The sequence below is a fragment of the Thalassospira mesophila genome (assembly GCF_002115755.1).
GTDB lineage: Bacteria > Pseudomonadota > Alphaproteobacteria > Rhodospirillales > Thalassospiraceae > Thalassospira > Thalassospira mesophila.
Window position 1 is genome coordinate 60,984 of sequence record NZ_JFKA01000007.1, and the last position, 21,133, is coordinate 82,116.

General features: G+C 53.7%; 17 protein-coding genes. 14 read left to right on the plus strand and 3 right to left on the minus strand.

Annotated features, from left to right (window positions below; all coding sequences use genetic code 11):
- Position 1 precedes the first annotated feature (1 nt).
- Positions 2 to 1,135 carry a hypothetical protein gene (locus tag TMES_RS15225; protein ID WP_085584066.1) on the minus strand — a complete coding sequence of 378 codons (1,134 nt, stop codon included), beginning with the start codon at positions 1,133 to 1,135 and terminating at the stop codon, positions 2 to 4.
- 223 nt (positions 1,136 to 1,358) lie between these two features.
- Here TMES_RS15225 and TMES_RS15230 point away from each other — a divergent pair, with 223 nt between their 5' ends.
- From TMES_RS15230 to pgmG, 6 genes are all read left to right on the plus strand, one after another.
- Entirely contained in the window at positions 1,359 to 2,234 is an 876-nt protein-coding gene (locus TMES_RS15230; RefSeq protein ID WP_211275934.1) for a division plane positioning ATPase MipZ, read from the plus strand.
- A 105-nt stretch (positions 2,235 to 2,339) separates the two neighbouring features.
- Complete coding sequence (locus TMES_RS15235; protein ID WP_085584070.1) at positions 2,340 to 3,074, plus strand: hypothetical protein; 735 nt, start codon at positions 2,340 to 2,342, stop codon at positions 3,072 to 3,074.
- A gap of 167 nt (positions 3,075 to 3,241) precedes the next feature.
- Complete coding sequence (locus TMES_RS15240; RefSeq protein ID WP_245835470.1) at positions 3,242 to 3,886, plus strand: J domain-containing protein; 645 nt, start codon at positions 3,242 to 3,244, stop codon at positions 3,884 to 3,886.
- Positions 3,887 to 4,007: 121 nt separating this feature from the next.
- The gene (galU, locus tag TMES_RS15245) at positions 4,008 to 4,895 is read left to right on the plus strand and encodes a UTP--glucose-1-phosphate uridylyltransferase GalU (protein ID WP_085584072.1); all 888 of its coding nucleotides are present in this window, start codon (positions 4,008 to 4,010) and stop codon (positions 4,893 to 4,895) included.
- A 64-nt stretch (positions 4,896 to 4,959) separates the two neighbouring features.
- Positions 4,960 to 6,279 (plus strand): UDP-glucose dehydrogenase family protein, encoded by a 1,320-nt coding sequence (locus TMES_RS15250; protein WP_085584074.1) that lies wholly within the window; start codon positions 4,960 to 4,962, stop codon positions 6,277 to 6,279.
- A 3-nt stretch (positions 6,280 to 6,282) separates the two neighbouring features.
- Positions 6,283 to 7,698 (plus strand): phosphoglucomutase/phosphomannomutase PgmG, encoded by a 1,416-nt coding sequence (gene pgmG / locus TMES_RS15255; protein ID WP_085584076.1) that lies wholly within the window; start codon positions 6,283 to 6,285, stop codon positions 7,696 to 7,698.
- Positions 7,699 to 8,126: 428 nt separating this feature from the next.
- On the opposite strand, the gene TMES_RS15260 is transcribed toward pgmG, so the two are convergent.
- Positions 8,127 to 9,440 carry a D-alanyl-D-alanine carboxypeptidase gene (locus tag TMES_RS15260; protein ID WP_245835471.1) on the minus strand — a complete coding sequence of 438 codons (1,314 nt, stop codon included), beginning with the start codon at positions 9,438 to 9,440 and terminating at the stop codon, positions 8,127 to 8,129.
- 239 nt (positions 9,441 to 9,679) lie between these two features.
- Between TMES_RS15260 and TMES_RS15265 the strand changes: the two genes are divergently transcribed.
- From TMES_RS15265 to TMES_RS15295, 7 genes are all read left to right on the plus strand, one after another.
- The gene (locus TMES_RS15265) at positions 9,680 to 10,360 is read left to right on the plus strand and encodes a hypothetical protein (protein WP_245835472.1); all 681 of its coding nucleotides are present in this window, start codon (positions 9,680 to 9,682) and stop codon (positions 10,358 to 10,360) included.
- Between the two features lie 385 nt (positions 10,361 to 10,745).
- Positions 10,746 to 11,684, plus strand: a complete 939-nt coding sequence (locus TMES_RS15270) for a phasin family protein (protein ID WP_158091247.1) — start codon at positions 10,746 to 10,748, stop codon at positions 11,682 to 11,684.
- Between the two features lie 335 nt (positions 11,685 to 12,019).
- Complete coding sequence (gene clpS / locus TMES_RS15275; protein WP_085584080.1) at positions 12,020 to 12,346, plus strand: ATP-dependent Clp protease adapter ClpS; 327 nt, start codon at positions 12,020 to 12,022, stop codon at positions 12,344 to 12,346.
- Between the two features lie 6 nt (positions 12,347 to 12,352).
- Positions 12,353 to 14,671, plus strand: coding sequence for an ATP-dependent Clp protease ATP-binding subunit ClpA (gene clpA, locus TMES_RS15280; RefSeq protein WP_085584082.1), 2,319 nt, complete (start codon positions 12,353 to 12,355; stop codon positions 14,669 to 14,671).
- 134 nt (positions 14,672 to 14,805) lie between these two features.
- On the plus strand, positions 14,806 to 15,357 hold the full coding sequence (locus tag TMES_RS15285; protein ID WP_085584084.1) for a hypothetical protein: 552 nt from the start codon (positions 14,806 to 14,808) through the stop codon (positions 15,355 to 15,357).
- A 655-nt stretch (positions 15,358 to 16,012) separates the two neighbouring features.
- A complete protein-coding gene (locus TMES_RS15290; RefSeq protein WP_085584087.1) occupies positions 16,013 to 16,633 on the plus strand; it encodes a hypothetical protein in 621 nt (206 codons plus the stop codon).
- Between the two features lie 13 nt (positions 16,634 to 16,646).
- Complete coding sequence (locus TMES_RS15295; RefSeq protein ID WP_085584089.1) at positions 16,647 to 18,329, plus strand: methyl-accepting chemotaxis protein; 1,683 nt, start codon at positions 16,647 to 16,649, stop codon at positions 18,327 to 18,329.
- Positions 18,330 to 18,412: 83 nt separating this feature from the next.
- On the opposite strand, the gene TMES_RS15300 is transcribed toward TMES_RS15295, so the two are convergent.
- On the minus strand, positions 18,413 to 19,564 hold the full coding sequence (locus TMES_RS15300) for a GNAT family N-acetyltransferase (protein WP_085584282.1): 1,152 nt from the start codon (positions 19,562 to 19,564) through the stop codon (positions 18,413 to 18,415).
- Between the two features lie 194 nt (positions 19,565 to 19,758).
- Here TMES_RS15300 and serA point away from each other — a divergent pair, with 194 nt between their 5' ends.
- Positions 19,759 to 21,000 (plus strand): phosphoglycerate dehydrogenase, encoded by a 1,242-nt coding sequence (gene serA, locus TMES_RS15305; protein WP_085584091.1) that lies wholly within the window; start codon positions 19,759 to 19,761, stop codon positions 20,998 to 21,000.
- Positions 21,001 to 21,133: the final 133 nt, after the last annotated feature.

A 21,133-nucleotide genomic window follows, 5' to 3' on the forward strand; every position in this document is an offset into this window, starting at 1 on the left:
TTTATTGACCTGCCTGACGGAAAAAAACCGGCTGTCCGTTATTGTCTTTCCCGTCACCTTTGACATGTGACGGGTCTGCACTGCCATATGAACCGCGTGCCGAGGTGCCATCGGTGCAAAAAACAGCCCATGTGCCAAACGGAACCGTGGGCGTTTGATAACTGCCGCCTTCGTGGCGCCAGTATCCTTCGCAATGGCGGTTGGCATCATCAATTATCATTGTGCCTTCGCCGGCCGGTTTGTCAAATTTCAAAGCCCCGTTGCCATCAGCATTGTTCCAGTTGGTGACAATGCCAATGCCTTGATCCGCCGGAATGATCGGTGCCGGGGGTGTTCCGGGGGCCGGTGCGATGGCTGATGCGTCAGGTGCAGTTCTGGCGGCTCCGGTTTGGCTGTTTTCGCCGGGCAGTTGCGATTGTTCTACTGGCAAAGTGCCCGAACCGGGCAGCGCCATGGCCCCGGCGGCCGTAATGGCAGGGGTTGGTCCCGCTGCTGCGGGCGCGCCGGTATTATCGGGCAGGTTGACGTCAAAGCGCAGGAAAAAGTCTGCGGCAAAATCATGCGCTGCTGCCATGGTCATTTGCTGGGCCGGGGCGTTATGGCCTGGTGCCGTCTGGACCGCGATCGGTTCACAGAAATACCCCAGCAACTGGCTACCGCGTTGATCGGCGCGGACGGGGTCCCAGCGGCTGGAAAAACTGATGCATTGGGCGTTCGCGCGCGCAAAGGGCAACACCATGGCAGGGCCGATGGGCGTTTGATAGGCAAAATTATCGCCATTTTGCCGGGTTTTATTTTGCAATTCCTCGAACATGCCCAGCAGTTTGGCCGGGGGGGTATCTGTCCGAAAGGCAAAGCCGGGGCTGGTCTGGGAAAAAACCGATTCGATATAAATCTGGTTGGAAGAATGCGCCGGGTCACTTTGGTCCAGCCAGCGCGCCACATACACCGTGCTGTTGGGGCGGGTCTGGCGCAAATAGACGGCCTCGGCATTAAAGGGCGGATGATATTGAACCGGGCTGTCGTTGGCCGAAATTTTTAAAAATCCGCTATCACTTTGGGCGCTGGCCTCGCTGGTAATGCCAATAAAGCCAAGGGCGATCAGCCCTGCTGTTAAAATTCCCTGATAGGTCACAAACTTTTCCCCCGTTGAGCCCGCTGTCTTTGCCGTCTCTGTTCTTCTATGTTTAGCGCCAAGACGCTAAATTGGCTAGGGTAGAGCCGATTTGCCCCGTGACATATGCGTCTTTATACTTGATTTTTAGTGGTAAAGGCGTTCATTCACGGGCGTTGGGGACTTTTGGTTTTCAGAACGATATGACGGAGAGCGCGTAATGACGGGGGACGCAACCGCCACCATGACCGAAATCAAGGGCCAGGGCGACGCCAATGCCGCAGGCGGCCGCAGCAAACGCGCGCATGTGATTGTGATTGGCAATGAAAAAGGCGGGTCGGGTAAATCGACAACCGCCATGCATTTGATTGTGGCTCTGCTGAAAATGGAATTTTCGGTGGGCTCGCTTGATATCGATGCCAGGCAGGGAACTCTGACCCGTTATGTTGAAAACCGCGTGGCATTTAACACAGCGCGGAGCCTTTCGTTAAAAATGCCGGTGCATTATCCGATTTATCGCAGCGACGACAGCGATGCGATGGCGGCCAAACATGATGAACGCGAACGTTTTACCCGCGCCCTGGGCGAACTGGTAGTCTCGCATGATTTTGTCGTGATGGATTGCCCGGGAAGTGACAATTATCTTTCGCGTTTGGCGCATGCCTGTGCCGATACATTGATTACACCCATCAATGACAGTTATATCGACCTTGATATGCTGGCCCGGATCGAACCTGAAACCCTCGATGTTAAAGGCCCCAGCCTGTATGCTGAAATGGTTTGGGATGCGCGCAAGCGCCGGGCAGCGGTAGATGGCGGCACCATTGACTGGATTGTGATGCGAAACCGTTTGTCGCATCTTGATGCGCGCAATAAACGCGATATCGCCGAGATTCTCGATAAACTGGCAAGCCGTGTTCATTTCCGTGTCGCACCGGGTTTTGGCGAACGTGTGATCTATCGCGAATTGTTCCTCAAAGGATTGACGCTTCTTGATTTGCGCGAGAAAGGCATCGGTATTACCTTAAGCATGTCGCATATGGCGGCCCGCCAGGAAGTGCGCCAGTTGCTTGAGGTGATCGGATTTACCCCGGGTGATGGCGAAGAATTGCCGATCTGACCGGGTTTGCCGCGCGATCTGCCAACCGGGCTGGGCCAACCGCTTTTTATAGGCGATGCGACAGGATCCTGACCGCAGGGTCTGAAACCACTGATCGGTGTCATAATGACTGGTAAAGACAAGGCTGTTTCGACCTCGTCAAGCGATCAGGATATTGCACGTTTTGTCAAACAGGCACAGACGGTGGCAACTTCTGCGCCAAAATCGGGCCCGGCACAGGGGCGGATTGTGTTTGCGATGGATGCAACAGCCAGCCGCCAACCCCGCTGGGATATGGCGGCACATATTCAGTCCGAGATGTTCGAGGCCGTTGCCAGAATGGGCACGCTGGATATTCAACTGGTGTTTTTTCGTGGCTTTGGTGAATGCAAAGCCAGCGGCTGGTGCCGTGATGCCGGGCAATTGCGCGCTAAAATGACCGCGGTACAATGCCGGGCCGGACACACCCAGATCGGACGGGTATTGAACCATGTCGCCAACCAGAACCGCACACAGCCCGACCAGCCGGTAAACGCGCTGGTGTATGTTGGTGATTGCGTGGAAGAGGCCGCCGATGATCTGGGCCATCTGGCGGGGCAACTGGGCATTTCAGGTACCCGCGTTTTTGTGTTTCAGGACGGTCATGATCGCAGTGCAGAAAAGGTGTTTCGGGGCATGGCACGTTTGGGCAATGGTGCCTTCGCGCGTTTTGACGGCACTGCAGCATCGGTTCTGGGGGATTTGCTAGGCGCGGTGGCATCGTTCATTATCGGCGGGTTCGAGGCATTAACCGATTATAACAAAACAAAATCCTCGTCTGATATCGGGTTGCTGACCGACCAATTGCGACGGGAAAACTGATGCAGTGGTTTTTGCTTGGCGTTGGTCTATTTATCGCCACCGGCTTTATCATTCAGTGGTTGTCCAGGGCGAAACCGGCCGATATTCGACAATTGGGTTTCGGCTTGATCGCCATTGTTTTGGTGCTGGTCGGGTTGTGGTTGCTGTTAACCGGCAAACTTGCGGCCATGGTTGCCGCCCTTGTTGCCGCCATACCATTTCTTTTTCGTGTCCTCAAAGTTGGCTTATTATGGCCATTTTTCAAGAAGATGTTCGGTGGTGCCCACAATTGGGGCAAGGGGGCGAACCCGCACGGAGCCAATGATGGCACCCCGGGCAAGGATCGCTTTTCTGAAATAAGAACACAGTTTCTGGTGATGCAGCTTGAGCATGGTTCAGGTCGGCTTGGTGGACAGATTATTTCCGGTAAATATGCGGGCCATGATCTTGACGGGCTGAGACTTGACGAACTGCAACTTTTGTATGTTGAATGTTGCAGCGCACAAGATCAAAGCCGGACGGTGCTTGAAACATATCTTGATCGTCGCAGTGATTGTCGGGGCTGGCGGAACTGGGACTGTGTAGGACGGGCTGATGGCAGTTCGTCGAGGCAGGAACAAAATGGAGGCAATAGCGGATTTCGTTCTGACGGGATGGATGCCACGGAAGCCCGTAAAATTCTGGGTCTGGGAGAAAAACCGAGCCGTGCCGAGATCAATCATGCCTATCAAACGTTAATTAAGGCGGTACACCCCGATCATGGCGGTTCGGACTATCTGGCATCCCGGGTCAATGCAGCACGACGTGTGTTATTACAAAATTGTGGCGATTGATGTAACCACCCGGAAGGGCAGCTTGATCAATGATCTGAAATTGTGGCAAAAGCGATACATGCTTGCTGCAAATTGAGCGATTTAGCGCATCCGTTGCCGCCAAAAACAAAGGAAATAAAGCATGACCAAACGTATCAAAAAGGCGGTTTTCCCGGTAGCGGGCATGGGGACACGGTTTTTGCCTGCAACCAAGGCAATGCCCAAGGAAATGCTGCCCGTTGTCGACAAGCCGCTCATTCAATATGCGGTTGAAGAAGCCATTGCAGCGGGTATTGAAGAATTTATCTTTGTGACCGGGCGTGGCAAAACCGCGATTGAAGACCATTTTGACCGTTCAGCCGAACTTGAAGCCATTCTTCTTGAGCGCGGCAAACATGATGCGCTTGAAACTGCGCTGGCGATGATCCCGGAAAATGGCCGGGTAACCTATACCCGCCAGGGCAATCCGCTGGGTTTGGGCCATGCTGTGTTATGTGCCAAATCACTGGTCGGGGATGAACCGTTTGTGGTTTTGCTGGCCGATGACCTTATCCAGTCAAAAGTGCCATGCATGAAGCAGATGGTCGAAAGTTATGGCCGCACCGGTGGCAACATGGTTGCCGTTATGGATGTGCCGCGCGAAGAAACCAAACGCTATGGCGTGCTTGAAGTTGAAGGCACGAATGGTCGCCTTGTCAGTGCGATTGGTATGGTTGAAAAGCCCGATCCGAAAGATGCGCCCTCGACCCTTTCGGCGATTGGCCGCTATATTCTTGATCCGGGTATTTTTGATGTGCTGGAATCCATTCCGCGTGGGGCTGGCAATGAAATTCAATTGACCGATGCGCTTGCTGCGATGATTGGCAAGGTGCCGTTCTATGGTTACCGCTTTGAAGGGCAACGGTTTGATTGCGGCAACAAGGTTGGCTTTTTGAAAGCGACATTGGCCTTTGCGCTTGAACGCCCGGATCTGCGCGATGACATGCGCGCCCTGATCAAGGAATTCGCTGAACTTGAAGCTGCGAAATAACAGATTTTATTGAATGTCCGGGGGCACTGACCCCCGGTCAATGTTTTAATGGGGTAAAACATCCATGCATGTTGCAATGATTGGCACCGGTTATGTCGGTTTGGTTTCCGGGGCCTGCTTTTCGGAGTTCGGGACAGACGTTATCTGTGTTGATAAGGACGTCAGCAAGATCGACCGGCTTGAGCAGGGCATTATGCCAATTTATGAGCCGGGCCTTGACGTGCTGGTTGAAAATAATGTCAAGGCAGGCCGTTTGCATTTTACGACCGACCTTAAAAAAGGTGTCAAAGATGCCGACGTTGTTTTTATTGCCGTCGGAACCCCGACACGGCGCGGTGATGGCCATGCGGACCTGAGCTATGTTTATGCCGCCGCCGAAGAAATCGCCGAGGCCATGGACGGTTTTACCGTTATTGTTACCAAATCGACGGTGCCGGTGGGCACAGGTCGTGAGGTCGAACGGATTATTCGTGCCAAACGCCCCGATGCCGAGTTTGCGGTTGTGTCCAACCCCGAGTTTTTGCGCGAAGGGTCGGCGATTGGCGACTTTATGCGCCCGGACCGGGTGGTGATTGGGACCAGTAACGAACGTGCCCGTGCCGTTATGTCTGACCTGTATCGCCCGCTTTATCTGATCGAAACGCCGATTGTGTTTACCACTCGTGAAACGTCGGAAATGATCAAATATGCTGCCAATACGTTTTTGGCGGCCAAAATTACCTTTATCAACGAAATCGCCGATTTATGCGAAAAAGTTGGTGCCGACGTGCATGATGTTGCCCGTGGCATTGGCCTTGATGGCCGGATTGGCAAAAAGTTTTTGCATCCCGGGCCGGGCTATGGCGGGTCGTGTTTCCCCAAAGATACTTTGGCGCTTGTGCGTACGGCACAGGAACATAATTCGCCGCTGCGCATTATTGAAACGGTGGTGGCCGTTAATAACGACCGCAAAAAAGCAATGGCCGAGCGGATTATCAAGGCCTGCGGCGGAAATGTTACCGGCAAAACCATTGGTATTCTGGGCCTGGCGTTTAAACCCAATACGGATGATATGCGCGATTCGCCCAGCCTGGATGTTGTGCCAGCCCTGATTGCGGCAGGTGCCACTGTTCGGGCCTATGACCCCGAGGCAATGGATGAAGCTGCCAAATTGCTTGACGGGGTTACCTATTGCAAAACGGCCTTTGAGACCATCGACGGTGCCGATGCAATGGTTGTGATGACGGAATGGAACGAGTTCCGGGGGTTGAACCTTAAACGCGTGAAAGCTGCTTTGAAATCACCTGTGGTGGTGGATTTGCGAAATGTGTACGAGCCGCGCGAAATGAAAGATCATGGCTTTGAATATAGCTGTATCGGTCGCGGCACAATCGGAGGCAATTAACCTATGACCGCTTCGGATGGCCATAAATTTGATCCCTCGATGCTGCGCGAATATGACGTGCGCGGTGTTGTTGGCAAAACCCTTCATGCAGAAGATGCCCATGCTCTGGGCCGTGCCTTTGGCACGATGGTGCGGCGCAGTGGCGGCAGTCGCGTTGCCGTTGGCCGTGATGGCCGGTTAAGCTCGCCCGATTTGGCTGATGCCCTGATCAAGGGTGTTCGGGCCACGGGCTGTGATGTGTTGCGCATTGGCCGCGGGCCAACGCCGATGCTGTATTTTACGGTTTATAACCAAAAAACCGATGCGGGCATCATGGTGACCGGTTCGCATAATCCGCCCGATTATAATGGTTTTAAAATGTTGAATGCTGGGAAATCGGTATTTGGCGAAGCCATTTTGGAACTGGGCCGGATCGCCGATGAAGGTGATTTCGAGGTTGGTGCAGGCGGCCTTGACGATGTTGATATCGAGGATCGTTATGTCGACCGTCTTGTCGATGAACTCGATATTGATGTTGCCAAGCCGATGACCATCGTTTGGGATTGCGGCAACGGTGCCTCGGGCGATGTGGTGCGCAAGCTGACAGCGAAACTGCCCGGAACCCATCACTTGCTGTTTGATGATATTGATGGAACTTTCCCCAATCATCATCCCGACCCGACGGTAGAAGCCAATCTGGTGGATTTGAAAGCTGCCGTTGCCCAATACAATGCCGATTGGGGCGTTGCCTTTGACGGCGATGGCGACCGGATTGGTGTGGTTGACGGGCAGGGCCGCGTGTTGTGGGGCGATCAGCTTTTGCAAATTTATGCGGCTGATGTTCTGGAACGTGTGCCGGGCGGGGCGATTATTGCCGATGTCAAAGCCAGCCAGACATTGTTTGACGAGGTCACCCGGCTGGGTGGCAATGCCATTATGTGGAAAACGGGCCATTCCCTGATCAAAACCAAAATGATCGAGGAAAAAGCCCCGATCGCTGGCGAGATGAGCGGGCATATCTTCTTTTCCGAACGCTATTACGGCTATGACGACGCGACCTATGCCGCCGTCCGCCTGTATCGCATTTTGGTGCAAAGCGGCAAAAGTCTGGATCTGTGGCGCGATGCCATGCCGGTTGCGGTGAATACTCCGGAAACCCGCATTGAATGCCCCGATGATCGCAAGTTTGCCCTGATCGAGGAAGTGCGCGCGCGCCTTGCAAAAACCGATGCCGAGGTAAACGGTATCGACGGGGTGCGGGTGCGGACCGAAGATGGTTGGTGGCTGTTGCGTGCTTCAAATACCCAGCCAGCTATTGTTGCCCGCTGTGAAGCGGCTGACGATGCCGGGCTGGATCGGCTAAAAGCGCAAGTTACGGCCCAACTGCAGAAAAGCGGCCTTGAAAGCGACGATTTTTTCGCCCCCGGTGGCGGACACTGATTTTGATTTGCTGATCTGTCTTTGATTGGCGTTGTGAGGAACCCGAAGGTATTTTGTACCTTCGGGTTTTTTTATGATCCGTTGTGATCGTCGGTGCAATCCGCGATGGCGCGCGCCAAAGGACAGGGCCGAGTCCCGCGATTGTCTCGTATAAAGCAGGGCGGGACAGCACGTTGTTGCGTTCTTTGGCAAGGAAGGCGGTTAAATGTCCTGCCTCCTGTGCCGGGCATTGGGGACTCCGGTAAATCGCCCCGCATCATCTTTTCAAAAAAAGCACATGGGGCGACAAAAGTACAAAAGCACCGGGGACTATGGGTTGCCTGGTAGGTGGCGGGGTATGTTTTGCCTGTGCAGCCTGGCTTGCAGCCAAAATAAAAGGGCCACCGCGATGGTGGCCCTGGTCAGGTGGTGTATGCTGTGTTGATTAATCAGCCAGCGTCATCAGGTGTTACCACGGGAATACAGGCCATGTTCTGGCGTTGCAGGGCAGCACAGGCGCTGCGTGCGTCTTCTTCGGCGCCAAACCCGACCAGCCGCGCACGATAAACCACGCCACTATCGGATTCTTGCTGTTCGACGGCAGCACGGGTCAGGCGTAAAATTTCCGGTGCAGAGCGCGCGGCTGTCAGCACCGCTTCCTGGGCGCGGCGCTGGTCACTAAACGCGCCGACCTGAATGCCCCATCCCCCTTGCGTCGGTTTGATGCGGGCAACAATGGTATCTGTATCAATATGGCCGGGAATTTGGCCCTCATTGGCATTGTTGCGTTTGGCAATCAGCAACTGGGTATCGGCAGGCAGGATTTTTTCTTCCGGGCTGACCCGGGGCCGTGGCGGAATGATTTCGCCGTCTTTTTTCAATTCGACATAGGCTTTATCAAGCAGTTTTTTCATCTGGTCGTCGCGCGAGCGCGCGGTGCGACCGCCAAAAACGGCCCCGATCAGGCGTTTTCCATCGCGTTTGACCGATGCCACCAGATTAAAGCCCGAGGCATTGATAAAACCGGTTTTAATGCCATCGGTACCGTAATAGGACGCCAGAAGATTGTTATGGTTGCCATAGGTGCGGTTGCCATAGGTGAATTTCTGCGTCGAAAAGAAGTGGTAATAGTCGCCAAAATCGTTGCGCAGTCGCAAAGCCAGACGCACCATATCGCGTGCTGTGGTCATCTGCCCGCGGTTGGGCAGGCCCGATGCGTTACGGAAGGTGGTGCTTTTCATGCCAATTTTGCGCGCGGTCGCCGTCATCATCTGGGCAAATTTAACTTCTGTGCCCCCCAGATATTCCCCGATCACCACGGCAACATCATTTGCCGATTTGGTAACAAGGGCCAAAATCGCATCCTTGACGGCAATGGTATCGCCGGGCTGAACGCCAAGTTTGGACGGGGCCTGGCCCCATGCCCGTTTGGAAACCGGCATGCGGCTTGCCAGTGTGACCTTGCCTTTGTCCAAGGCGTCAAAAAGCATATACAGCGTCATAATTTTCGTAAGTGACGCCGGATAAACCTTCTGATCTGCCCGATATTCATGCAAAACCTGGCCACTTTCGGCGTCGATAATCAACGCCGTATAAGTTCGGGCCATGGCGGGTGTGCTTATGAACGGCGCAGCCAGCAAGGCAAACACAATAACAGCCATCGCGCATAGCAGGCGACGGCCCGACACGCGAGATGTTAAAAGGTCAGCGGAGTTTGATTGTCTGGTCGGCACGGCACGACCGACGCGGAACATAGAAATCATAAACAATGTCCGGTTAACGAGTATCCCCAAGACGGTTGAGCTCAGCATGTCAGTTCCGACTAAAAAAAAGCTTAACGGAATGAATAATACTGACAGGCCAATGTGCCTTGCCGATGCCCCAATTGCACGCAAGTTTATGTTCTGTGAACGAGTCTGTCAAAATAGAGGTAGGAATGCCCGTGAAAATACATGGACCGCACAAGAAGTTAGCATCAAAGCGCACTGGAATCCTTGGCTTTGTGAGTGCCGTCTCGGCGCTGGCCATTTTGGGCGGTTGTAGCTATACCGCGACCAGCGATGTTGCGAATCCGGTGGTTCGCAAGGCAAGCTGGTTTTCATATTTGAATGCGGACGACCTCAGAACAGCCTGTTCGGCAGGCGAGGCCGAGGGCCGGATTCGCATTGTTTATAATGCGGACTATTATAAAGAAGTTCGCACCTTTGATATCACGCCGCAAACTGCCAGCGATGATTTTTCCATGGTGTCGCACATTTTCGGGCCGCTTGATGTCAGCGAAATGAATGTATCGGTGCGGTCTCCGCTTGGCGCGCTAAGCGGCGAACCTGTGCGCCGGGGGTTAACCCGCCAGCAATACCTGACTCTGACCGACGCCATGCAGGAAGACGGTTTCGGGACCCAAAGCCGCGATGGGTTACGCCTGAATTCGGAAAATTATTATTGGACGGCAATGGGATGTTCGCACCAGCAAATGACGCTGGCGGCATGGACATCGGCAAAGGATGACTTGCGGGATTTGCATTTCCCCATCGTTTTGGAAAAGGTTTCCGGCCAGACCGATCCGTTGCCACCGGCACCGGATCCGGATGCCGTTCAAAACCCGGACCCGACCATCGGGCATGGCAGGGACGAACAGGATCGTAATTTTTATCGCACCATTCGCGGTAATAGCCTGCAATAACAACACGAAATTAGCGGGCCGGATTTTTCCGGCCCGTTTTCTGTTTCTTGCCCACCGATAGCTCGTCCGAAGTGTGTATTCAATGTCACGAAAGTATCCTTGACGTTTTCGCTGTTTCCATCTAGAGTTTTGCTGCAATGCAACATTGATATGGCGACCCTGAAACTCGGAAATGGAGGACGGCGCGATGGTGACGACCCCGAACAAGGTGCCTGCAAAATCTGAAACGGCGACAGCATCCAACGCAAAGGGCACTGCTTTGGCAGGGGCTTCTTCCTCGTCTGAGAAAACGGCGACGTCCGGTGCTGCATCTGCGAAGACTGCCGGAAAAGCATCCGCGCCCGTGGCGGCGAAAACGCCCTCTGGTAGTGGGGATAAGGTGTCTTTGGCCAAATCTACAGTTTCCAAATCTTCGGCGGCGAAATCGGCACGGGCCAAATCGCCTGTGAAGGCAGCCCCTTCGCAGCGTGCTGCAGCGGCGGATGCCAGCAAGCCTGCCGAAAAATCATCCCCTGCAACGGCGAGCAAAACACCCGCGACGGCAGCGGCGACCGCAAAATCTGCGGAACAGCCTGCAAAAGCGGCTTCGGCGGCGAAGGATGCTGCTACCCGGCAGGCCGAGACCGCAAAGACCCCCGTTAAAAAGGAAACTGAGAACGCGACAGCCGCCGTTCAAAAGGCCGCGGATAGCGCGCCAAAGGCCCCGGAAACTGTTGCGCCGGTGACGGCTGAAATCGTAACACCTGTCGCCAAGGCAAAAGTCAGCGTTGATAGCAATGCGGCCAATGACACAGTGAAAGCCGAACAGACGGTTGAAGCCGTGATGCCCGCTGCAATGGTACCGGTCGCCCAGCTTTTTGAGGTTTGGCAGTCTGACGACGTTGCCGACATGGTGGCATCGGCGCAAGAAGCGGCGAACGAAGCCCTTGCCGGTATGGTGGACGCGATGTCGGAACATACCGATATGTTCTCTGATGCCGGGTCGCATTTCGCCACCCAGTGTGAAGACCTGATGCAGGCGCAATTGTCGAACTGGGATGGCATGTTTCAGGCGTCGTCCAGGATGGCAGAAAAAAGCGGCCTTCTGGGCAAGGAATGGATGACCTGGATGCAGCGTGAAATGGATGCTGCGCAGTCTGATGTCGAGGCGCTGGCCAAGGTTGAAAGTATTGAGGATGTTCAGGAAATTAATTCCCGCATCGTCAAGCGCCTGGTTGATGGCGGCATGGAAGAACAATCACGTCTTCAGGATATCTGGTTGGGGATGTGGAATGACGGTTTTTCCCTGATTGGAAAAAGCATGGATAGCAACCGGACATCCTGAAAGACGCAGGTTCGATTTTTCGAGCCGATCCGGGGATAGCGGGTGCCGATTATGCCCCAGGGGTAAAATCGGACAGGGAACGGGTGTGGTCTTGGATCGCGCCCGTTTTTTCGTTCGACTTTTTCGTTCGACAAGGGGCGATTGACGATCACAAAGGGGTGTTTTGGCGGGAGGGCTAGTTTTGGCGTGGCATCTTGCGCCGCCGTAATCGCAGCTTACATGACATGTAAATGCCTGCTGAATTGGCGGGTGAACGTTACGGGGCTTTGAAACAGGGGCGTGTTGACCTATCATGTTTTACAAGGCGCAACAAAAAGGATTCCGGTTAGCAGGTTATGAGTGATCAGGGCAATCAAGGTGACGGTCTCCCGAACACGGGAGTTGTAACAAAGACGCGGCCGAAAACCAAAAAACCGGCGATGTACAAGGTGTTGTTGCTTAACGATGACTACACACCGATGGAATTTGTCGTTCTCGTCCTGGAACAGTTTTTTGGCAAGGGGCGCGAGGAAGCGACGGCAATCATGTTGCAGGTTCATCGCAAGGGCGTTGGTATTTGTGGTGTGTTTACCTACGAAATCGCTGAAACCAAGGTCAATCAGGTGATGGACCTTGCACGCCAGAATCAGCATCCGCTGCAGTGCACGATAGAGAAGGAGTAGTCATACATGCTCTCACGTAATCTGGAAGAAAGCCTGCACCGAGCGCTTGCATATGCATCCGAGCGGCGCCACGAATATGCAACTTTAGAGCATTTATTGCTGTCTTTGACCGAAGATCAGGACGCGGTTGCAGTGTTCAAGGCCTGCCGGGTTGATGTTGACCGCTTGCGCAACGAATTGCGCGATTTCGCCGATAGCGAATTGTCCGGGCTGATTAGTGCCCGGCTGGTGGATCCCAAGCCGACAGCAGGTTTTCAGCGTGTTATCCAGCGCGCCGCGATCCATGTGCAATCCTCTGGTCGTGAGGAAGTAACCGGGGCCAATGTGCTTGTTGCCCTGTTTTCCGAACGCGAATCCCACGCGGTTTATTATCTGCAATTGCAAGATATGACGCGTCTTGATGCCGTGAATTACATTTCACATGGCATTGCAAAAACACCCGAATTAAATGAACGCCGCGTGCCGCGTGGCGCCGAGGAAGACCCGATTGCGCCCGGCCCGGCCGATGCCGAGGAAGCCGGTGCGGCCAAGGAAGGCGAGGCGTTAAAGGCGTATTGCGTTAATTTGAACGCCAAGGCGCAAAAAGGTAAAATTGACCCGCTGATTGGCCGTCAAAGCGAAATTGACCGCACCATTCAGGTGCTATGCCGCCGCACCAAAAACAACCCGCTTTATGTGGGGGATCCGGGTGTCGGTAAAACGGCTATCGCCGAGGGGCTGGCCAAGCGCATTGTCGATGGTGATGTGCCTGAAGTTCTAATCGGGGCAACGATTTTTGCCCTTGATATGGGATCGCTTCTGGCGGGAACCCGGTATCGCGGTGATTTCGAAGAACGTTTGAAGGCCGTAGTCAAAGAACTTGAAGAGCACGACAATGCCGTGCTGTTCATTGATGAAATCCACACCGTGATCGGCGCAGGTGCCACATCGGGTGGTGCGATGGATGCCTCTAACCTTCTTAAACCGGCCTTGGCAAGTGGCTCGCTGCGGTGCATCGGGTCGACGACCTACAAGGAATTTCGCGGGCATTTTGAAAAAGACCGCGCGCTTGTGCGTCGTTTCCAGAAAATCGATGTCGATGAGCCGTCACTCGAAGACACCATCAAGATCCTCAAGGGGTTAAAGCCCTATTACGAGGAGCATCACCACGTGCGTTATACCAACGAGGCCATTCGTTCGGCGGTCGAGCTGGCGTCGCGCTATATCAATGATCGCAAGCGGCCCGACAGTGCCATTGATGTGATTGACGAAGTTGGGGCATCGCGGATGCTGGTTGCGCCCAGCAAGCGCAAACGCACGATCAGTAAGCGCGACGTTGAAGAAATTGTCGCCAAAATTGCCCGTATTCCGGCCAAATCGATATCCAGCGATGACCGTAAGGCATTGCAAAATATTGAACGTGACCTGAAAACGGTGGTGTTTGGTCAGGATAAGGCGATCGAGGCGCTTTCAAGTGCCATCAAGCTGGCCCGTGCCGGTTTGCGTGAGCCTGAAAAACCGATCGGGTCTTATTTGTTCTCGGGGCCGACCGGGGTTGGTAAAACTGAAGTCACCAAACAACTGGCCACTGTCATGGGCATTGAGTTTGTTCGCTTTGACATGTCAGAATATATGGAGCGCCACAGCGTTTCACGCCTGATTGGTGCGCCTCCTGGCTATGTCGGGTTTGATCAGGGCGGTCTTTTGACCGATGCCGTTGATCAGCATCCCCATGCGGTGGTTCTGCTTGATGAAATTGAAAAGGCCCATCCGGACCTGTTCAATATTCTGTTGCAGGTTATGGATCATGGCAAGCTGACCGATAATAACGGCAAGACGGTTGATTTCCGCAATATCGTGCTGGTGATGACGACCAACGCGGGTGCGTCCGATATGGCCAAGCCGGCCATCGGCTTTATGCGCGAGCAACGCATTGGCGAGGACGAGGAAGCCATAAAACGCACCTTTAGTCCTGAATTCCGCAACCGGCTGGATGCGGTTATTCCGTTCACCCATCTGCAGCCCGATGTGGTCAAGATGGTGGTCGACAAATTTATCCTGCAGCTTGAAGCCCAGCTGGCGGATCGCAATGTGTCGATTGAGCTGACCGAAGCCGCCCGGGCATGGCTGGCCGAGCGCGGATATGATCCGGCATTTGGGGCGCGTCCGCTGGGGCGTGTCATTCAGGAGCATGTCAAAAAACCGCTGGCAGAAGAGCTTTTGTTTGGCAAGCTTGAAAAAGGCGGCGCGGTCCTGATCGATATCGAGGGAGATGGTGTTGTTTTTCATTTCCCCGGTCATAGTGAAGACAGCAGTGAAAAGCGTGATCCGGAAATGGCCGAGTAGATCTGGTCAATTGTTGTGATCGATTTTTCGAGGTTTGTTGTTCAGGCTTGCTATCGACACGTAGCATAGTATCTTGTAATGCATCCGGTTCTTGGGACCGGATGCATTTTTAGTTGGGGCTATTTCGACATTTTATGAATTCATCGACACAAAAACAAAAAATCATTGAGGTCGAGCATTTTCTGTCGCAGTTGGAAAAGCGTGGGCGTATTCTGGTATCTATCGCCGCCGAGCTTGAAGCCATGGCCGATGCCACCGACGTTACCCGCTATCGACCGTTTCGCGAGCAGGTCGATAATTTCAAGGCTCTGTCGCTGATCCTGGCCGAGCGCCTGGCCGCCCTTGATGCGCATCCTCGCAAAGATGATCTGGAAACGCAATTTCATAAATTGCAGGTGCTGATGTTGCGGCTGGTGATTAAAACCAGCCTCAAGTTCTTTTTTGTGATGAGTGCAAAGGCATTTTTGCCGCTGGGCTCGCGCGAGTTATTCCAAAGCGAGCTTCGAACATTGTTTGAAGCGGAAAAAATGTTGTCCGATCCGCGTTATCAAAGTGACCTTGACGAAAGCGCACGGGACGACCTGGAAATGGCCAAGGATATTCTCCAGGAGATTATCCAGAACGCGCCCGCACTTTTAAATTTCGGCAAAAAACCCGGTGTGGGCAAAAAGAAAAAGTATCGCTAGTCGTATCTTACGCGTGCTGGCCTATTCTTCTTTCGGGGAATCACGGATTTTACCTATCCAAACGGCTTATCCTATCCCAAATGGCGCCGCGTAATTTTAAGTCGTCATTGCCATTTTTATTGCAAAAACCAATCGCGGATGCTGTTTTTGTGCGCTCTGAATTGCGGCAGGCCTTGCTTTGGGGTGAAGACATTTGCCGGATTTGCAAAAAGCTAAAGTGATTTTTGCAAATTGCAAAAAATTATTCTCATTTTGCAAAAATGCGAACTATACTTCAAAAGTATTACCTCTCTATACCGCGCAGTCCTGCGAAATAGCCTTTTTTAAAAACTGGCACGCTATCTGCATAGTAGGGAGTGGACAGTTGTTCTGTGCAGGGGCGCGCTACGGTGCGCCTGGAACAACGTAATCTTCTGCAGTTTGCTCGTGTCCCAACCAAAACTTAGCGGCGATTTCGTATCGCCGCTTTTTTCTTGCCTGAAATATGGCGCAGGTCAGAGCAAAAGATACTCCCCAAATTGGGATAAGGACACCCTGTCTGTTGGTATATGTTTAACATACACCCAGACAGAAAAACTGACGATTGTCTGGTAATTATGGCGCACGCCCCCAACCTTTAACGATGGGCGGTGCAGCGGATGGCAAAGGACAATTGATGAAGCAATTTCAAAAACTGATGCAAGTCGTAACCATGGCGGGGCTTGCCTTGGTGGGGATGACCGGTGGGGGCGTGGCAAAACAGGCAGCGCCCGCCGCGGCAAACAGCCTGATTGATAAGGCGGTAATTGCTTCAGTCCATGACTGGCTTGCCAACCCGGTGGTCGAAATTTCGGTGCTGGGGCAAAACCGGCGCAATGCAAACCTGTCGCAGGCCGATATTGACGCCGCCGACAAGGAATGGCGCACCGAACGCGATTCGGATGACCAGCCCAGGGTCGCCGCCGTTCTGACCAATCCGCTCTCGAATTACCTGACGCAAATCCAGGCGCAGTCTGGCGGGCTTTTCAGCGAAATTTTCGTCATGGATGCCCATGGCCTTAATGTTGGCCAAAGCGCGATCACATCGGATTTCTGGCAGGGCGATGAAGCGAAGTTTCAGAAGACCTATCTGGTCGGGGCCGATGCCGTTTTTATCGATGAAGCTGAATATAATGAAAGCGCGGATAACTGGCGTTCCCAGTTGAGCATGACACTGATTGATGCTGCCCGTAAACCGATCGGGGCTGTCACCATCGAAGTTAATCTCACCGAACTCGCACGCCGCAAGGGCCTTTAAGGGAGCAAGTATCATGATGTTGATAAAAAACATGCTTATTCCGACCAAACTTGCGGCCTGCTTTGCCGTTATTGTGGCGGTAATTCTGGCAGTCGGGGCGACCGGGCTTTATGCGATGTGGCTGGTTCAAGGCGCGAGTGAACGCAGTACGCGTTTGACCGGCCTTGAAGAAAACTTCAACGAGATTGACCGTGCCTATCGCAGTGCCCGCCAGGAAATGACATATTTTCTAATGACCGGGGATCGCGAAGGATTAACCGCCTATCAGGCGGCCATTGAACAAACCGATGCCGGTATTGACCAGTTGATGAAATCCTCGATCGGTGATGGGGAAATTCGCCGTCTGGCAACCGAAATGAAAACCGCGATTGCGGATTGGGAAACCATCGCCAATACCCAGACCCGATTGATGCGGCAATATCTGACAGTTAATCATGCCCGTGCCATCGAGGCGTCGGGCGAGCCCCGCGCGGTGGCCTTGCAAGCCAGCGATGCCGCCCGTGAGCTGGAGGCATATATCGATCAGGCCCGTGCCAGTCTTGAAATAACCCGCAACGATGCAATGACGTTTTTTAAAGTGACATTGTCGGTCGGTGTGGTGTTTCTGGTTGGAATTGCGGTTTTGTTTGCGATGGTACTGTCGCGCATGATTGCCATGCCCATTCGTAAAATGACCACAGCCATGAGCCAGCTTGCTGCGGGCGATGTGAATGTGCAGATTGCCGAAATGAAACGAACCGATGAAGTTGGCGATATGTCGCGGGCTTTGCGGGTTTTTCGCGAAAATGCCGCCGAACGCCTGCGTTTGTCGGAACAGGAGCGCATCGAGGTCGAACGTCAGCTTGAAAGAAGCCGTCAGGTGGGGAATTTGTCCGACCAGTTTGACCGCCAGATCAATGACGTTTTGCAAATTGTGAACACAGCCCTGGGCGAAGTCCGTGGGGCATCCGAGCAGCTTTCCACTCATTCGGCGCGCGCCAATGACGATGCCCAGAATGTGGCCCAGCAGGCCGAGGAATCAACGGCAAATATCGAAACCGTCGCCACGGCCACGTCGCAATTGTCGTCGTCGATCACGGAAATTTCACACCAGATTTCCCAGGTAACCACCATTGCCCAGCAGGCCGTTCGCGATACCGAGCAAACCAACCAGCGGGTTTTGCAGTTAAACGAAGCAGCGCAAAGCGTTGGCGAAGTTGTTAATCTGATTAGCGATATTGCCAACCAGACCAATCTTTTAGCCCTAAATGCCACCATCGAGTCGGCACGTGCTGGCGAAGCTGGTAAAGGGTTTGCCGTGGTTGCGGGCGAGGTTAAAAATCTGGCGGCGCAAACGGCCCGTGCAACCGAACAGATTACGGCTAAAATTACCGAAATGCAGTCCGAAACCGGGGCGGCAGCGGCGGCTGTGCGGAACTTTGCCGAAACGATCCGTAATATCGAAGGCCTGATGGCGGTTGTTGCCAGCGCTGTCGAGGAACAGGGGGCCGCCACCCACGAAATATCGCGCAGTGTGGACGGCGTTGCCAATGGCAACCAGCAGATCAGCAGTGCGGTCAGCAGTGTTGCGCGTGCCGTAACTGAAAGCGGCACGCTTTCAAGCGGCCAGTTGGGATGTGTTGGCCGGTTATCTGCGGCAAATGACCAGTTGCGGGTCCATGTTCATGGCTTTCTGGACGAGGTCCGGAACGTTTAACGGCGAACACACAACCGCAAAAATTACCAAAGGCCGGAACCATATATGTTCCGGCCTTTGGCATGATGAACCATCAAGATGGTTTAATCGCCCTGTCGATACGGGCTGTGTTCTTCCTTGATAAACAGGCTGTCTTGTTCAATACCGGCGCGTTCCTGTTCCAGAAACTGTGCAATGGCCGCCCGCAGACCTTCATGCCGCAAATAATGGGCCGAATGGGTTAAGACCGGTTCATACCCGCGTTGAATTTTGTGTTCGCCCTGTGCCCCGGCTTCCACGGTTTCAAGTTTACGTTCGATGGCAAGGTCAATCGCCTGATAATAACAGGTTTCAAAATGCAGCATCGGGGTGCGGTCAATGCTGCCCCAATTGCGCCCGTACAGGGTTTTGTCGCCAATCATGTTCAGCGCCCCGGCGACAATCTCGCCATCATGCGTGGCAGTGACCAAAACAACATTGTCGCGCAGCCGGTCATGTAACAGCGCGAAAAAATCGCGGGTCAAATAGGCTTCACCCCATTTGCGATCTGTTGTGTCGCGGTAAAAATCAAAAAACCGGTCCCAGTGCCGGGCTTTTAAATCATCGCCCGACAGTGCGGCAAAGCTGTAGCCCGCTTCGATCACCTGGCGGCGTTCCTTGCGAATGTTTTTGCGCTTGCGCGAATTAAGCGCCCCTAAAAAATCGTCAAAGCTGCCATAGCCCCGGTTTTTCCAGTGATACTGAATGCCGACACGGGGCAAAAACCCGCTATCGGCCATGATCTGGCTTTCTTCCGCGCTGCAAAATGTTACATGCACCCCCGAAAGGCCCAGTTGCTCGGGCAGGGCGGCTAATCCCTGGGCCAGGGCCTTGCGAATATCATTGGGGGCGGGGTGGTCGGCCCGCACCAGCAAACGCGGGCCGGGAACGGGTGAAAACGGCACGGCCGATTGCAGTTTGGGGTAATATTTCCCCCCGGCACGCTGAAAGGCATCGGCCCAGGCCCAGTCAAAAACATATTCGCCGTATGAATGCCCTTTGACATAAAGCGGGGCAACCCCGGCAATGGTGCCATCATCATCGGTGCAGATAATATGAAACGGTTGCCAGCCGGTATCAGCATGAGCAGACCGGCTGTCTTCCATCGCTGAAAGAAAGGCAAAACTGACAAACGGGTTGGCCGAACCGGCGCAGGCATCCCATGCGTCGGCCCCGATTTGGTGGATATCGGTGGCGGTTTTTAATTCGATTGGCAAATTTTTTCCCCATTGGCAGGCGGCAGGCAGGCCGGTGAGAAAGCCTACGCAGAACCCGGTATATGCGTTCAAAAGATAGGCGCAATGCGTATATGTGCAAGGGAAAGCCTTTGACGTCGCGCCAAGTTGGTCCTATTTCATGAACGGCTTGGGAAAAACCCCAGCATATTCTTCGAAGAAAAGGATGGTACGCCGTGATCAGCAAGCTTTCGTTGGAGAAGGACAAGATTAAAATTGTTCTGCTCGAAGGTATCCATGAAAATGCTGTTAAAATGTTTCGGGAGGCCGGTTATTCCAATGTCGACCTGTATCCCGCTGCTCTTGACGCTGACGAACTGAAATCTGTCGTCTCCGAGGCGCATTTTCTGGGTATACGATCCCGCACCAAGCTGACCGAAGAAATTATTGATGCCGCGCCGAAATTAACATCGATTGGCTGTTTTTGTATCGGTACCAACCAGGTTGATCTGACGGCAGCCGCCATGCGCGGTATTCCGGTGTTTAATGCGCCTTATTCCAATACCCGTTCGGTCGCCGAACTGGTGCTGGGCCAGATCATTATGCTGATGCGCGGTATTCCGCAGCGCAATGCATCGGCACATGCTGGTGGCTGGCTGAAAAACGCCAAAGGCTCGTTTGAGGCACGCAGTAAAACGCTGGGCATCATCGGGTATGGTCATATCGGGTCGCAATTGTCGGTTTTGGCCGAATCGCTAGGCATGAACGTTATTTATTATGACGTGATCAACAAGCTGGCGATGGGCAATGCAACCTCGTGCGTCAGCATGGACGATCTTTTGGCCCGTGCCGATGTGGTATCGTTGCATGTTCCCGCGACCGAGCAGACCAAAAACATGATCACCTCGGTTGAACTGGGCAAAATGAAGCCCGGTGCGCATTTCATCAATGCGGCACGGGGCAATGTTGTCGTGATCGAAGATCTGGCGGCCGCCCTTGAAAGCGGCCATCTGGCCGGTGCGGCCATTGACGTGTTCCCGGTTGAACCGGCAGGCAAAGGCGAACAGTTTGAAAGCCCGCTTCGCGGTATGACAAACGTGATCCTGACCCCCCATATTGGCGGGTCCACCCAGGAAGCACAGGAAAATATCGGCGTCGAAGTTGCCGACAAGCTGATTACCTATTCCGATAACGGATCTACCCTGGGGGCGGTGAACTTCCCCGAAGTGGCGTTGCCGGTTAAAAACCGCAAGCATACCCGTTTCATGCATATTCACCGCAACGTTCCCGGTGTTATTTCCAAAATCAACGATGTGTTTGCCACCCGTGGCATGAATATTTCCGGCCAGTATTTGCGTTCTGAAGGCGGGGTTGGTTATGTCGTGGTCGAAGTCGACGACGAAATCAAACCGGGCCTTGGCATTCGCAAGGAACTTGAAGCGATTAACGGCACCTTGCGTGTTCGTTTCCTGTTCTAGGATTCCAGTATAAAAACGATGCACAAAAGGGCGGGGCCAAACGGGTTCCGCCCTTGTTGCAACGGGCGACGTGGGCCTGTTGGCAGCAGAAAATAAGTACCCTGATGCCTGTGTAAGGGTAGCCGGGGGGGGC

What these genes read in the sequence shown, in the direction of transcription:
- TMES_RS15230 (WP_211275934.1), top strand. Translation starts at nt 1,359, where the DNA reads ATGACCGAAATCAAGGGCCAGGGCGACGCCAATGCCGCAGGCGGCCGC.
- clpA (WP_085584082.1), top strand. Translation starts at nt 12,353, where the DNA reads ATGCTCTCACGTAATCTGGAAGAAAGCCTGCACCGAGCGCTTGCATAT.
- pgmG (WP_085584076.1), top strand. Translation starts at nt 6,283, where the DNA reads ATGACCGCTTCGGATGGCCATAAATTTGATCCCTCGATGCTGCGCGAA.
- clpS (WP_085584080.1), top strand. Translation starts at nt 12,020, where the DNA reads ATGAGTGATCAGGGCAATCAAGGTGACGGTCTCCCGAACACGGGAGTT.
- TMES_RS15295 (WP_085584089.1), top strand. Translation starts at nt 16,647, where the DNA reads ATGATGTTGATAAAAAACATGCTTATTCCGACCAAACTTGCGGCCTGC.
- galU (WP_085584072.1), top strand. Translation starts at nt 4,008, where the DNA reads ATGACCAAACGTATCAAAAAGGCGGTTTTCCCGGTAGCGGGCATGGGG.
- TMES_RS15290 (WP_085584087.1), top strand. Translation starts at nt 16,013, where the DNA reads ATGAAGCAATTTCAAAAACTGATGCAAGTCGTAACCATGGCGGGGCTT.
- TMES_RS15250 (WP_085584074.1), top strand. Translation starts at nt 4,960, where the DNA reads ATGCATGTTGCAATGATTGGCACCGGTTATGTCGGTTTGGTTTCCGGG.
- TMES_RS15285 (WP_085584084.1), top strand. Translation starts at nt 14,806, where the DNA reads ATGAATTCATCGACACAAAAACAAAAAATCATTGAGGTCGAGCATTTT.
- TMES_RS15235 (WP_085584070.1), top strand. Translation starts at nt 2,340, where the DNA reads ATGACTGGTAAAGACAAGGCTGTTTCGACCTCGTCAAGCGATCAGGAT.
- TMES_RS15260 (WP_245835471.1), bottom strand. Translation starts at nt 9,440, where the DNA reads ATGATTTCTATGTTCCGCGTCGGTCGTGCCGTGCCGACCAGACAATCA.
- TMES_RS15240 (WP_245835470.1), top strand. Translation starts at nt 3,242, where the DNA reads ATGGTTGCCGCCCTTGTTGCCGCCATACCATTTCTTTTTCGTGTCCTC.